Origin of the sequence: Paenibacillus oenotherae (assembly GCF_019443105.1) — a bacterium.
GTDB classification, from domain to species: Bacteria; Bacillota; Bacilli; order Paenibacillales; family Paenibacillaceae; genus Paenibacillus_Z; species Paenibacillus_Z oenotherae.
In genome coordinates this window covers 1-13,980 of record NZ_JAHZIJ010000029.1, presented here as the reverse complement: position 1 = coordinate 13,980, position 13,980 = coordinate 1, and the positions used below count along the sequence as shown (strand labels likewise).

Below are 13,980 nucleotides of genomic sequence, written 5' to 3'. Positions count from 1 at the left end.
TCTGACTGCTATTCTTCAATGCCCCTGTTGCGGCACCCTTCCGCCTAAGAGGACTGCTTCGATTTATTGTGACGGCGCCCTAGCTCCATCATCAAATCATCAAGCGGTACTCCCTGCTCGCGCAGCAGTACCATCAAATGGAAGATGAGGTCGCTGGCTTCGTAACGCAGCTCGTCCTTGTCATTATTCTTCGCAGCGATAATAACCTCTGCCGTCTCTTCGCCGACCTTCTTCAGAATTTTGTCGACGCCCTTCTCGAACAGATAGGTGGTGTATGCACCCTCCGGACGCTCAGCATAACGCTGGGCAATAACAGCCTCAAGCTGATTCAGCATCGCGAACCGGTCACCGGTCGGCAGAGTCTCGGAGCCAGTCTCAGCTCCTGCAACGCCCTCCACCTTGTTGAAGAAGCAGCTGTAGCTGCCCGTATGACAGGCGGCGCCGCTCTGCTCTACACGCACAAGCAGCGTATCCCCGTCACAATCATAATGCATCGACACAATGCGCTGAACATGTCCGCTTGTCGCTCCCTTATGCCAGAGCTCATTGCGTGAACGGCTCCAGAACCAGGTTTCACCTGACTCTAGCGATTTCGCCAGCGATTCCCGGTTCATATAAGCCATCATGAGCACTTCTTTGCTGATGGAGTCCTGAATAATGGCCGGAACAAGACCTGCCTCATTCCACTTGATTTCACTGACTGCCTTATCTGTTGCGCTGCTCATCGTACCTCTACTCCCCTCTGTCTCAGATCATCCTTAACATCACGAATCGTCATTTCCTTGTAGTGAAAAATAGTCGCCGCCAGACCTGCATCCGCGCGGCCTTCCTGGAACACATCGAAGAAATCCTCCACTCGTCCCGCTCCGCCGGAGGCAATAACCGGAATGCCGAGCGCCTCCGATACTGCGCGTGTCAGCTTCAGATCGAACCCATCCTTTGTCCCGTCGGCATCCATGCTGGTCAGCAGAATCTCGCCCGCACCAAGCTGCTCGACTTCCTTCGCCCATGCGAGCGCCCGGATGCCCGTCGCGTTCCGTCCGCCATGCGTATAGACTTCCCATTCGCCCCATGCAGGATTGAACTTCGCATCAATAGCGACAACGATGCACTGCGAGCCGAACTTGCGGGAGCCATCCTTAACAAGCGACGGATTCTTGACTGCTGCCGTATTGATCCCAATCTTATCCGCTCCGGCGCGAAGCAGCCGCTTCATATCATCAACATGGGAGATGCCGCCGCCAACCGTGAACGGAATCGTAATCTCGCCCGCTGTCCGCTTAACGACCTCCACCATAGTCGCTCTTCCCTCAATAGAAGCCGATATATCGAGAAACACCAGCTCGTCTGCGCCTTCCTTGTCATACGTTGCCGCAAGCTCCACAGGATCGCCCGCATCGCGCAAATTGACGAAATTAACGCCTTTCACCACTCGCCCATCCTTCACATCGAGGCATGGAATTATTCGTTTGGCCAGCATGAGATGCCGCCTCCTTCTGTCATACTATCCTATAGCACACTGCCGACCACAGGCCCCAAAATTACAGTGCCGCTTTGCTTGAGACTGTAAGCGCAAGGAAATTGCGGAGCAGGCTCATCCCAAGATCCCCGCTCTTCTCAGGGTGGAACTGCATGCCATACACATTGCCCCGGCCGACAATAGCCGTTACTTGTCCATAATAATCCGTCGTAGCGAGAAGGTCATCACCTTGCTCCGGCTTTGCATGAAAGGAATGCACGAAGTATACATGCCCTTCCTCCAGCCCTTCGAACAGCGGATTGCCTTGGCGGAACGTCAAGCGGTTCCAGCCCATATGCGGCACCTTGAAATCACCCTGGAAACGAATGACCTCTCCGGGCAGCAGATTCAGCCCCTTGTGCAGCCCATATTCCTGGCTCTCGCCGAACAGCAGCTGCATGCCAAGGCAAATGCCGAGCAGCGGCTTGCCGGAGGCTGCATAAAACTTCGTTACCTCATCCAGCCCCGTATTCTGCAAATTCTGCATCGCATCGCCGAAGGCGCCGACACCCGGCAGAATAGCGCCATCTGCCTCCATAATTTCCTTCGCATCGGCTGTTACGACCGCTTCATAACCAAGACGTTCAACAGCCTTGCTCACACTATGCAAATTCCCCATGCCGTAGTCGATAATTGCAATCATCTACAGCACTCCTTTCGTCGAAGGCACTCCTTGTACACGCGGATCGATACTCGACGCCTCATCCAGAGCACGCCCGAGCGCTTTGAACACCGCTTCAATCATATGATGCGTGTTAACGCCATAATGAACGATAACGTGAAGCGTCATCCGCGCTTCAAGGGCCAGCTTCCACAGAAACTCATGAACAAGCTCAGTCTGGAAGCTGCCCACTTGTGCGGACGGGTATTGAGCGCGGTATTCAAAATGCGGGCGGTTGCTCAGATCAATAACAACCTGTGCCAGCGCCTCATCCATCGGAACGAACACCGACGCATACCGTTTAATGCCGCGCTTGTCTCCAAGCGCTGCCTGAATCGTCTGCCCCAGACAAATGCCGATATCCTCCACCGTATGGTGGTCATCGATATCAACATCCCCGAGCGCCTCTACATTCAAATCGAATTGTCCATGCTTCGTGAACAAATCCAGCATATGGTTCAAGAACGGCACATCCGTCTCGATCTTGGACACGCCGCTCCCATCAATTGCAAATGCCAGCTTAATGTCCGTTTCATTCGTCTTGCGCACCACATCGGCCGCACGAGTAATTTGATCCGCCATGAATTAACCCTCTTCCCTTATATATAGAGAGTTCCCGCAGCCGGGAACCATTACATTGCATTAACCGCGTTCCTGCTCCAACCGGATCTCAATCGCGCGGGCATGCGCCTCCAGCCCTTCGTGACGGGCTAACGTCATAATCTTGTCGCCGCTGGCCAGCAGCGCGTCCTTGCTGTAATAGATCAAGCTGGACTTCTTAACGAAGTCATCCACATTGACGGGCGACGAGAACCTTGCGGTTCCATTCGTTGGCAGAATATGATTCGGGCCTGCCCAATAATCGCCCACCGGCTCCGAGCTGTAAGGTCCGATGAAGATCGCTCCCGCATTCTCGATCCGGCCCAGAAGCGACATCGGCTCCGCCGTCATAATCTCCAAATGCTCCGGCGCCATCCGGTTAATGACCGCAATCGCCTCATCCAGCGTGTCCGCCATTAATACAGCACCGTTGTTCTCGATTGATTTGCGGGCAATCTCTTCCCGCGGCAGCAGGGATAATTGCCGCTCCACCTCTGCCGACACAGCATCCGCCAGCACCTGGGATGTCGTGACAAGGATAGCCGACGACATCTCATCATGCTCTGCTTGTGACAATAGATCGGCAGCAACATAGGCCGGATTGGCCGTGTCGTCAGCGAGCACGACAATCTCGCTTGGACCCGCGATGCTGTCAATATCGACCGCTCCGAATACAGCCCGTTTCGCAAGCGCCACATAAATATTGCCCGGTCCCGTAATTTTATCGACAGGCTTTATCGTTGCAGTCCCGTATGCGAGCGCAGCAATCGCCTGTGCGCCGCCGACACGGTACATTTCCTTCACACCCGCTTCAGCAGCTGCCACCAGAATGAACGGATCGATCCCTTCTTTGCCGCCAGTCGATGGCGGTGTGACCATTACAATCTCCGGCACACCGGCAACCTGCGCCGGTATAACGTTCATAAGCACGGACGAAGGGTAGGCAGCTTTGCCGCCAGGCACATATACTCCGACCCGTTTAAGCGGACGCAGCAGCTGGCCCAGCATCGTACCGTCAGGCTGAACATCCACCCATGATTGCCGCAGCTGCTTCTCATGGAACACCCTAATATTCACGGCAGCCTCGCGAATAGCCGTCAAGAAGGCTTCGTCTACCTTCGCATAAGCCGCCTGTATCTCACTATCGGTCACACGCAATGACGCTGTGTCCAGCTTAACCCGGTCAAGCTGCTCCGTATAGCGCAGCAGCGCCTCATCACCCTCGGTCCGGACCGCTTCCACGATCTGCCCTACCGTCTCATTCTGCTGAGGAGTTCCATACTCCACCTCACGCGTCAAACCAAACTGCTCCGCTCGCAGTCTGCGCATGCCGCCTCGCCCCTTTCACCGCGGCGCGCGATTCTTATGAAGAATGCCGCCGCTTCATATATCGTGCCAAGCTGCTCCAATAAGCCGCAGCCCTAAGCCTTTACTCCAGCCGCAATTGTATGCTGCAGCTTATCGCACAGACCTTGAATCGCTTCATTCTTCATCCGGTAGCTGACGCGATTAGCGATCAGCCGGCTCGTAATGCCGAATATCGTCTGCATCTCGACAAGCCCGTTCTCGCGCAGCGTCTGGCCGGTTTCCACCATATCGACGATTCGGTCGGCAAGGCCGATGAGCGGTGCAAGCTCAATAGAGCCGTTCAGCTTGATGACCTCCACCTGCTGTCCCAGCTCGCGGAAATACTGTGATGCCACATTGGGGTACTTCGTCGCGACCCGAGGGTTAATAATCGGCTTCCAATCCGGCAATCCGATCACCGACATCCGGCATTTCGCAATACCGAGATCCAGCAGCTCGTAGACATCCTTATTCTCTTCCATCAAGACATCCTTGCCTACAATACCGATATCGGCAACGCCGTATTCCACATAAGTGGGAACATCCACCGGCTTGGCCATAATAAACGACATGCCCGCTTCGGGAAGCTCGATGATCAGCTTCCGCGTATCGTCAAAATCGCTTGGAATCGGCAGTCCCGCTTCACGGAACAGCTTGGACGCCTGCTTATAGATACGCCCTTTGGGCATCGCTACCTTCAGCAGCTCCCTCTTGGGCAGGCCAGTCTCCGGGGATCCCGTCAGGTTATCACGCTCTTCAGTGCCCATTACTAGCGCACCTCCCTATCTTCATTGCCGAAGAACGGCAAGAAAGTCTCGAATGTTACGCCTTTATACAGAATCTTGCCATCATTCGATGCCGAAGCTTCTAGATTCAAAGCAATCAATTGCTCGGCAGCATCCAGCTTCTCCGTTACAATGATGGCATCCCCTGCTTCGCGCAGCCGGAGCGCCTTATCAAGTGCAGCTTCGCGTCCGCCTGCAATATAACCGATCAGCACACGCGGTTTAGTATCCCCGGAATGATCGCCGATCAGCTCCAGAATGCGCGTCGTCTTCAAGGAGAAGCCTGTCGCAGGAGCCGGACGGCCGAACTGCTTCAGCAGATTATCATAGCGTCCGCCGCTTACAACCGGGAAGCCAAGATCCGCCGCATACCCCTCGAAAGTCATCCCCGTATAATAGTCAAAATCGCCAATCATCGTCAGATCGATCATGACATGCTCGCACACACCGTACGCCCCAAGCACATCCCACACCTCGCACAAATGGCGGATCGACGCCTGTGCGGTCGCATCAGCGCTGAGCTGCAGCGCTTGATTGCAGATTTCCTGCCCGCCGCGCAGCCTGAGGATGCCTTCCAGCTCGCGCTGAACCGGCTCCGCCAGCGCCAGCGCCCGAAGACGCTCGCGATAGCCGACATAGTCACGGCCAAGCAGGCACGCCTTAAGCTCCTCTTGCGCCTCCTCATGTCCTTTGAGCGTCTCCTCGAATAAGCCATTCAGGAAACCGACATGGCCGATCGCAATTTTGAAACGCTCGACACCGGCAGCTTGAAGCGAAGCAATGGCCAGCGCCACAACCTCGGCATCAGCCTCCGGCGATGCATCGCCGACAAGCTCCACTCCCGTCTGGAAGAACTCCGCTTCGCGTCCGGCTTCCTCCTCGATGCTCCGGAACACATTGGAGTGGTACGACAGCCGCAGAGGGAACTCGGAATCCTTGAGCAGGGAGGATACAACCCTTGCGATTGGCGCCGTCATATCGGAGCGCAGCACGAGCGTAGTGCCGCGATTATTAAGCAGCTTGAACAGCTTCTGGTCCGATGTCGCACTTGCGACACCTACCGTATCGTAATATTCCATCGTTGGCGTCATAATCTGCTCATAACCCCATGAACGCATGCAGGCAAGCACATTATTCTCAATCTGCCTCAGCTTGCCGACAGCATGCGGCAAGTAATCTTTTACACCAATTGGTTTCTCAAATACTTTAGGTTTGGACATTCTCGTTTTCACCCACAAATACTTTAGTATATTAACGTACTACCAAGTTACCATACTGCCAAAATAAAGAGATTAGACGTAATAGTACCACGCTGCACCCGATTCGTCAAGCACAGCATGGCACCCTTATCCGGCTTATATAGACCGTCGCATAATCCTCACGATTTCCTCGTCAGCTCACGAACAGGATTCCCGCCAACAAAGGCTCCGGCAGGCACATCCTTATGTACAACAGAGCCCGCTGCTACAACGGCGCCATCGCCAATTGTTACTCCCGGCAGTATCGTCGTATTGGCGCCGATCATCACATCCGAGCCAATCGCCACATGGCCGAGACGGTACTCCTTGATCAAATACTCATGCGTCAGAATCGTCGTATTATAGCCAATAATCGTGTTATCGCCAACCGAGATACGCTCAGGGAAGAACACATCCACCATCACCATCAAGGCAAAAGCGCTATGACGCCCTACCTTCATTCCAAGTACGCGCCGATAGATCCAATTCTTGACCGGCAATGACGGGCAATAACGTGCTAGTTGAATAAAAATGAAATTGCGAACCGCTTTGAACCTGCTCACTGTCCGGTACATCTGCCAGAGCGCATTCGGCCCTTCCACCGGATATCGCTCAACGTTTCTCAAGCGGCTCCCGCTCCAATCCTGCGAACGCATACAAATCGCGCATATCGTATATGATATGACGCGCACCGCTCTGACGCAGTATCTCCTCGCCCTTCAGCGACCACGCAACGCCAACCGATGCAACACCGGCAGACTCCGCCGATTCCATATCGACTGTACTGTCGCCAACCATGATTGTCGTTGCCGGATCAGCGCCCAGCGCTTCTACAGCTAATCGCACAGGCTCGGGATGCGGCTTGGGATTAGCAACATCATCAATCGTAATAATGCCCTGCGGCGCGACATAATCATACAATCCTGCATAACGCAGTCCTCGTTCTGTCGTCAGTCTCATCTTCGTCGTGACAATCCCAATCTGAATGCCATGTGCGTGCAGCCTTGCGAGCACCTCCTGCACACCCGGGAACGGCTTCACATAGTCATCATGCAGGCGCAGATTAATTTCCCGGTACATAGCTACAAGATGGGACACCTCTTCTTGCCCCGAGAACAACTGCATCTGCACAGGCAAAGGCTGTCCCATGCTCGGAATGATATCCTCCCGGCCGAATGGCTGAGGAACAATATCTTGAAGAGATTGAATGAAGGATTCAATAATGAGGTCGTTCGTATCCAGTATCGTTCCGTCCAGATCAAACAGGATCGTTCTGATGTCGGTTATCATCGGCTGCTCCTTTAACTTTCATTCCTTCTTGGAACCTTTATCCGCTGCATTGCTTGCCACGCCCGCTTGCGCTTCATCGCCAGCTTCTTGCACAACGATTCCGGCTGGAAGACCTGTCTTGCGTGAAATGATGGGATCGGAGTAACGCTCGTTCGCCGCTCCTGTCTTCCTCCGGATTATAATGAACGCCACAGCGGCAACTATAAGCACAAGAGATACAAGCTGTGAAATACGTACATTGCCGTAATCAGCGCTCAGATCTCCTGCGGTGAATACCGCAGTCATCGGAGACCATAAACCGTCAATCAGCGAAGCGAACCATGAAGGCCCTTGGAACGCCAGACTATCTGTACGCAGACCTTCGATAAAGAACCTGCCGATAGAATACCAGATAAAGTAGCTCATCAGCAGCTCGCCCGCACGCAGGAATGGACGACGGCGAAGTACCAGAAGCAGTCCAAGCCCTACAAGATTCCATAATGATTCATAGAGGAATGTCGGGTGATGAAACTGACCGTTAATAAACATTTGATCCACAATCCAGCCTGGCAGATTAAGAGTATCCCTGAGGAAGCTCTCCTCGACAGGTCCGCCGTAAGCCTCCTGATTGACGTAATTGCCCCAGCGTCCAATCAGTTGTCCAACAATTAACCCCGGCGCACAAATATCGGCAATGCGCAGGAAGCCGTAGCCTTTGCGGCGAGCGTAGAAATAACCGCAGATTAACGCGCCTATTATTGCCCCATAGATTGCAATGCCACCGTTCCAGATCTTGAATATATCCAGCCAATTATCGTTATATTCTTCCCACTTGAAGGCGACATAATATAACCGCGCGCCAATAATGGCCGACGGTACGCCAAGCAGCACCAGATCCATGAAGAAATCCGGCGACAAGCCGAACCGTTTGCCCTCTCTTACAGCCAGCAGCAAACCAACAAGCGCTGCAGCTCCCAGAATAATGCCGTACCAGTGAACCTTAAGCGGTCCTAGTGTAAAAGCAATGGACTCCAGACTCAATGCAAACATAGCTCAGCATGCTCCTTTATCAATCAAAATCATCCGTGTCGTCAGCAATGGTCTCTGTCAGCTTATTCGTAAATTGCAGCGCGGCGTTGTAGCCCATCCGTTTCAGGCGGAAGTTCATCGCAGCAACCTCTATAATAACCGCCAAGTTCCGCCCCGGGCGTACCGGCACAGTAACGAGCGGCACATCCGTATCAATGATGCGGGTCAGCTCCTCATCGAGGCCCAAGCGGTCATATTGCTTATCAGGCTGCCAGTTCTCCAGCTTAATAACGACACTGATTCTCTTCATCGTGCGAACCGCTCCTGCGCCGAATAAGGTCATCACATTGATGATGCCAAGTCCGCGTATTTCAAGCAGGTGGCGAATAAGCTCCGGAGCGCTGCCATGCAATTGACCATCCGATGTTTGCCTGATTTCTACAGCATCATCTGCAACAAGCCGATGGCTCCGCTTTACAAGCTCAAGTGCAGTTTCACTCTTACCGATACCGCTTCCGCCAGTAATGAGCATGCCGACACCATAGACATCGACCAGAACCCCGTGAATCGTCGCCGAAGGGGCAAGCTTTCGTTCCAGAAAGTTCGTTATTCGACTGAGCAGAATCGTTGTCGCTCCTGTACTGCGGAGCACCGGAATCTTCTTCAAATTCGATTGCTCAATAAGCTCCTGCGGCGCTTCCAATCCGCGCGTAATGATGAAGCACGGCGTCTCATCATCACATAGGCGCTCGATGCGGTCCATCCGCTCCTCGTTCGTGAGCGTCTCCATAAAGGCTAGCTCTGTCTTCCCGAGAATTTGTACCCGTTCCTTGGGATAATAATGAAAGTAGCCGGCCATCTCCAGACCTGGCCGGGACAAATCATCGACCGTTATATTCCGTTTCAGTCCATCTTCTCCACTAACAATCTCCAGCTGTAACTGCCCAACAAGCTCGGAAACTTTTACCTTCTTAGCCATTCCTCGGCCTCCTCATTCGTTGCCAGCTATAATCAATGTGATAGTACACCAAATTTCCAATGTAATCATCGTATAGGAAAAAAGCGCCGAAATCAACGTTTCCGTTCATTTCGGCGCAATTGCTTTCCTTATAAATTTAATACTTTGGACACACGAAACCGCCCGATGAAATCGGGCGGTTTATGAACAAGCCGTTATTAAACTTCAAACACGTTCATTTCGGTCTCTTTATCGAAGATATGAACTTTATTCATATCGATTGCAAGCTTAAGCTTGGAGCCTTCTTTAACATTGGAGCGGCCGTCTACACGAGCGATTACCGTATCATTGCCGACACCGTTCATGTACAGAAGGATTTCGTGACCCAGATTCTCCGCTACGTCTACATTAGCGTTAACGATTGAATTTGGCGATGCTTCCAGGAATACAGGCTCTTCATGCAGATCCTCAGGACGAAGACCCATAATGACCTCTTTGCCGATCATGCCCTTGTCACGGAGCAACTGTGCTCTGCCTTCAGGGACAACAACGTCAACACCATTCGTTTTGAAGCGAACAGCGCCGCCTTGATCAGACAGCGTACCATTGATGAAGTTCATCGATGGCGATCCGATAAAGCCTGCTACGAAAATATTAATCGGGTGGTTGTACAGCTCTTCTGGAGAAGCAGCTTGTTGAATAAAGCCGTCCTTCATAACTACGATACGGTCACCCATCGTCATTGCTTCGATCTGGTCATGCGTTACGTAGATAACAGTCGTTTCCAGACGCTTAGCCAGTTTCGTAATTTCAGCACGCATCTGACCACGAAGTTTAGCATCCAAGTTGGAGAGCGGCTCATCCATCAAGAATACTTGAGGCTCACGAACGATTGCGCGGCCCAGTGCGACACGCTGACGTTGACCACCGGAGAGTGCTTTCGGCTTACGCTCAAGCAAATGCTCAATATCAAGAATTTTAGCGGCTTCACGAACACGTTTATCGATATCCGCCTTTTTGAATTTACGGAGTTTAAGACCAAATGCCATGTTCTGATATACGTTCATATGAGGATACAGTGCATAGGATTGGAAAACCATCGCGATATCGCGGTCTTTAGGAGCAACATCGTTTACAAGACGCTCGCCGATGAACAGCTTTCCTTCGGTAATATCTTCAAGACCTGCGATCATACGCAATGTCGTGGATTTACCGCAACCCGACGGACCAACCAGAACGAGGAATTCCTTGTCCTTAATATCCAAGTTAACGTCAGTAACAGAAGCTTTATCGGTACCTGCATATTTCTTGTAAATGTGCTCTAAACGTACGCCTGCCATGTGTATTTCCCCCTAAACGAATAGTTGTTCTTGACTACACTTATCTTATATCAGCACAGTCATTATGACTATGTACATACTTTACAAAAAAACTACTTCCTTTTCGTCACTTTATACAAAAGCAGAACAATCTTCACAAGAACCGCATCGCTGAACTGCCTCACATCCAGCTCCGTCTCCTGCTTGAGCTTGTCCAACCGGTACAGAAGCGTGTTGCGATGAATGTACAGCTTCTTCGCCGTCTCACTCACATTGCAGTCCAGTGAAAAGAAGGTTTCGAGCGTTGATAAAATTTCCGGCTCCAGGAAGAAGTCCGTCCGCTTGAGCGCTTGTTCAACAAATCTGGCCCGCTGGCTCTCCGGTATTGTGCTAAGAAGGCGCTCCAGATGAAGCAGCCACGGCAGATGGATGTTGGCACCCATATGGAACGTCCGGCCCAAATGAATCGTTTCCCTCAACAAAGCCGTCGTTGCGACGATTGAACTGGCTGGAGACATAGGCTGCGAAACCGCCAAATGGCATTCGCCAATCCATTCACTGGACAGCATCTCCTGCAGGCCCTGTGCAATAGAAGCCAGACTTTCCTCAACGGACTCCTCCTGTTCCGTCTCACGATCCTCCGATTGTGCATCGCGAATTAATGATACGGGACTAAGCACGAGCCATTCCTGCTCTTTAAGAGGAATAAGCATCACATCCTCTGCCAAGAAAGAACGCAGCAGCTTCTCCAGCTCCGTATAGCTTGACCTGACAGCCTCCGCTTGCTCACAAACAAGCAGAAACGGGATCATGCTGGAGAACAGTCTCCCCCTTGCCATCAAATGATCCGGCACAGAAAGCTTCGCATCAGGAATCTCCAGCTGTTCTGCAATCCATGATCCAAGCTCCCTGGCATAGCGCTCCGATTCCGAAACATTAGCGCCAGCTCCTGTGCCGGCAGCTTTGAGCGAGATCATCCAACCGATCAGCTTCTTCTCCGTATCGGACAGCTGCTCCTTACCTACCTCTAATGCGGTGATGCTCCCCGAATCAACCCGTAGAGCAAACCATATCAGTCCCTCCTGTCCCGCCATGTGGTCTCCGGCTTTAGCCGCATTCGCAGAGCGGGAGGCCTTCGTTCCTCTATTCGATCCTGACCCATTCGATTTCCAAGCCTGAACTGGCAGTTGAAATTGTCTGAGCGGGCAATCTAGTATATGCTGCAGCTGCTCCATCCATTTGGCTTCACTCATCCATCTGCTGCCCCTATCCACGAGCCCGTCGTAGTGCTCTTTTTTAGAGCCATTGTATCATACATCTCCACTGTTTTCAGCTTAGTGTCAGCAGGACAACGATGGACAACAAGGAGAAAAGGGCAGCAATGAGATAAATAAAGGATACCGTCTGAATTTGCGTCAATCCCCATCGCATAAGCGTATGGTGAGTATGAAGCTTGTCCGCCTGATGAAGCCCTTTGCCCGTAGTAAGCCGCCTAAGCATAACGACCACTGTATCCAGAATAGGCACACCTAGCGCCAGCAGAGGAACCGCAAGGGTCATCAATGTCGCGCTCTTGAAAGCACCGTCTACAGCAATGACAGCCAGCGTGTATCCAAGAAAGGTCGCACCGGCATCCCCCATGAAGATCCGGGCTGGATAAAAATTATAGACAAGAAAAGCCGCGCAAGCTCCAACAAGTATAACGGCAAGCAGCGCCGTCTCCAGCTGGCCTTTGAACAATGCCGCTATAAATAACGTCAAGGAGGATAAAGTTGCCACACCGGAGGCCAATCCGTCCACACCGTCGATGAAATTAATCATGTTGATCAGCGCGAAAACCCACAGGAGCGAGACCCCGACAGCAAGCCAATCCGGCAGAATGATCATCCCCCCGGGACCTGACAGGCCAATAATTCGAATTCCGTACAGGAGAGGGACAGCGGACGCAATAAGATACAACCATACACGCGGCCATACTGGAAAATCTCTTCCTTTCGCTTTCGCTGCATCATCAATAAGACCAACGACAACAAGAATGAGACCTCCGCTGCTAATCGTCAGACTGAGCGGAGTGAATCCTTTGAACGCAAATAATGCGACAACAATTCCTATGTATAGAGAGGCTCCGCCCATAAGAGGGATCGGATTTCGATGAATTTTGCGGGACGTAGGACGATCTACAAAACCTAACCGCAATGCCAATCTTCTAAGCACTGGCACTAACACGGCGACGATCGCGAACGCTAATGCAGCAGCCATTATATATAACATGAAGGAACCTCCCGTGAACGCAGGCTATATGCCTCAGTGTACCCTTCATCTAATAAATTACTCCTGACTTAAATTCGAACCTTGCTAAGATACAACAAAAAAACTCTGTGGATAGATCCACAGAGTTTGGTGTGTAAAAATGGTGAGCCATGTAGGACTCGAACCTACGACACCCTGATTAAAAGTCAGGTGCTCTACCAACTGAGCTAATGGCTCTTGCTTGGATAAACTGGTGGAGGGCGATGGATTCGAACCACCGAACTCGTCAGAGAACAGATTTACAGTCTGCTGCGTTTGGCCACTTCGCTAGCCCTCCAGAAACTGCACAATTCATTTGTTTAACTAACAACAAATGGTGGCTCGGGACGGAATCGAACCGCCGACACGAGGATTTTCAGTCCTCTGCTCTACCAACTGAGCTACCGAGCCATAAAAAATGGCGGAGCTGACGGGATTCGAACCCGCGGTCTCCTGCGTGACAGGCAGGCATGTTGGGCCACTACACCACAGCTCCGTATTTGTTGAATGGTGGAGGCTGACGGGATCGAACCGCCGACCCTCTGCTTGTAAGGCAGATGCTCTCCCAGCTGAGCTAAGCCTCCGTATGTATGGTAGCGGCGGAGGGGATCGAACCCCCGACCTCACGGGTATGAACCGTACGCTCTAGCCAGCTGAGCTACACCGCCACACAAATTGCCCTTATAAAGCTTGTCCCTTACATCGCCAGGGCAAGGCGGTAAGGTCAGGTTGTACGACGTCGCCAAACGCCGTGTGCAACAGATTAGATATCACTACACTTGGTAGTATTACCAAACCAGGTTACACCCTGAAAACTGGATACGAAAGGTTTGCGTAAATATTAGCTGGTTTATACCAAATAGGATAAGCCCTCGACCGATTAGTATTCGTCAGCTGCATGCATTGCTGCACTTCCACCCCGAACCTATCAACCTGGTCGTCTACCAGGGGTCTTACGAATTGGGA

The 13,980-nt window shown here is 52.1% G+C and carries 14 protein-coding genes, 6 tRNA genes and 1 rRNA gene; all 21 read right to left on the bottom strand.

What is annotated here, in order from left to right:
- Nucleotides 1–44: 44 nt before the first annotated feature.
- A complete protein-coding gene (gene hisIE / locus K0T92_RS23460) occupies nt 45–725 on the bottom strand; it encodes a bifunctional phosphoribosyl-AMP cyclohydrolase/phosphoribosyl-ATP diphosphatase HisIE (RefSeq protein ID WP_219875060.1) in 681 nt (226 codons plus the stop codon).
- Nucleotides 722–1,480 carry an imidazole glycerol phosphate synthase subunit HisF gene (hisF, locus tag K0T92_RS23455; protein WP_219875059.1) on the bottom strand — a complete coding sequence of 253 codons (759 nt, stop codon included), beginning with the start codon at nt 1,478–1,480 and terminating at the stop codon, nt 722–724. Before hisF ends, hisIE begins: the two co-directional genes overlap by 4 nt.
- Nucleotides 1,481–1,541: 61 nt before the next feature.
- Nucleotides 1,542–2,162, bottom strand: a complete 621-nt coding sequence (gene hisH / locus K0T92_RS23450) for an imidazole glycerol phosphate synthase subunit HisH (RefSeq protein WP_219875058.1) — start codon at nt 2,160–2,162, stop codon at nt 1,542–1,544.
- Nucleotides 2,163–2,762 (bottom strand): imidazoleglycerol-phosphate dehydratase HisB, encoded by a 600-nt coding sequence (gene hisB, locus K0T92_RS23445; RefSeq protein WP_219875057.1) that lies wholly within the window; start codon nt 2,760–2,762, stop codon nt 2,163–2,165. It abuts the gene before it with no gap.
- Nucleotides 2,763–2,822: 60 nt separating this feature from the next.
- The gene (gene hisD / locus K0T92_RS23440) at nt 2,823–4,109 is read right to left on the bottom strand and encodes a histidinol dehydrogenase (RefSeq protein WP_219875056.1); all 1,287 of its coding nucleotides are present in this window, start codon (nt 4,107–4,109) and stop codon (nt 2,823–2,825) included.
- 92 nt (nt 4,110–4,201) lie between these two features.
- A complete protein-coding gene (hisG, locus tag K0T92_RS23435; protein ID WP_246628385.1) occupies nt 4,202–4,894 on the bottom strand; it encodes an ATP phosphoribosyltransferase in 693 nt (230 codons plus the stop codon).
- 2 nt (nt 4,895–4,896) lie between these two features.
- Nucleotides 4,897–6,132, bottom strand: a complete 1,236-nt coding sequence (locus K0T92_RS23430) for an ATP phosphoribosyltransferase regulatory subunit (protein WP_219875055.1) — start codon at nt 6,130–6,132, stop codon at nt 4,897–4,899.
- A gap of 158 nt (nt 6,133–6,290) precedes the next feature.
- Nucleotides 6,291–6,776, bottom strand: a complete 486-nt coding sequence (locus tag K0T92_RS23425) for an acyltransferase (RefSeq protein ID WP_219875054.1) — start codon at nt 6,774–6,776, stop codon at nt 6,291–6,293.
- The gene (locus tag K0T92_RS23420) at nt 6,763–7,440 is read right to left on the bottom strand and encodes an HAD-IA family hydrolase (RefSeq protein ID WP_219875053.1); all 678 of its coding nucleotides are present in this window, start codon (nt 7,438–7,440) and stop codon (nt 6,763–6,765) included. Before K0T92_RS23420 ends, K0T92_RS23425 begins: the two co-directional genes overlap by 14 nt.
- Before the next feature lie 18 nt (nt 7,441–7,458).
- Complete coding sequence (lgt, locus tag K0T92_RS23415) at nt 7,459–8,469, bottom strand: prolipoprotein diacylglyceryl transferase (RefSeq protein ID WP_219875052.1); 1,011 nt, start codon at nt 8,467–8,469, stop codon at nt 7,459–7,461.
- Nucleotides 8,470–8,488: 19 nt separating this feature from the next.
- Nucleotides 8,489–9,427 (bottom strand): HPr(Ser) kinase/phosphatase, encoded by a 939-nt coding sequence (gene hprK / locus K0T92_RS23410; RefSeq protein ID WP_219875051.1) that lies wholly within the window; start codon nt 9,425–9,427, stop codon nt 8,489–8,491.
- A 197-nt stretch (nt 9,428–9,624) separates the two neighbouring features.
- The gene (locus K0T92_RS23405) at nt 9,625–10,746 is read right to left on the bottom strand and encodes an ABC transporter ATP-binding protein (RefSeq protein ID WP_219875050.1); all 1,122 of its coding nucleotides are present in this window, start codon (nt 10,744–10,746) and stop codon (nt 9,625–9,627) included.
- A 92-nt stretch (nt 10,747–10,838) separates the two neighbouring features.
- A complete protein-coding gene (locus tag K0T92_RS23400) occupies nt 10,839–11,978 on the bottom strand; it encodes a PucR family transcriptional regulator (RefSeq protein WP_219875049.1) in 1,140 nt (379 codons plus the stop codon).
- Nucleotides 11,979–12,054: 76 nt separating this feature from the next.
- Nucleotides 12,055–12,996, bottom strand: coding sequence for an MraY family glycosyltransferase (locus K0T92_RS23395; protein WP_219875048.1), 942 nt, complete (start codon nt 12,994–12,996; stop codon nt 12,055–12,057).
- Between the two features lie 140 nt (nt 12,997–13,136).
- Nucleotides 13,137–13,212, bottom strand: a tRNA-Lys gene (locus K0T92_RS23390).
- A 14-nt stretch (nt 13,213–13,226) separates the two neighbouring features.
- Nucleotides 13,227–13,312: transfer RNA gene (locus K0T92_RS23385), tRNA-Tyr, on the bottom strand.
- 37 nt (nt 13,313–13,349) lie between these two features.
- Nucleotides 13,350–13,425 (bottom strand) — tRNA-Phe (locus K0T92_RS23380).
- Nucleotides 13,426–13,433: 8 nt separating this feature from the next.
- Nucleotides 13,434–13,510 (bottom strand) — tRNA-Asp (locus K0T92_RS23375).
- A 12-nt stretch (nt 13,511–13,522) separates the two neighbouring features.
- Nucleotides 13,523–13,598: transfer RNA gene (locus K0T92_RS23370), tRNA-Val, on the bottom strand.
- 7 nt (nt 13,599–13,605) lie between these two features.
- Nucleotides 13,606–13,682, bottom strand: a tRNA-Met gene (locus K0T92_RS23365).
- 192 nt (nt 13,683–13,874) lie between these two features.
- Nucleotides 13,875–13,980, bottom strand: a 23S ribosomal RNA gene (locus K0T92_RS23360); the annotation flags it as partial.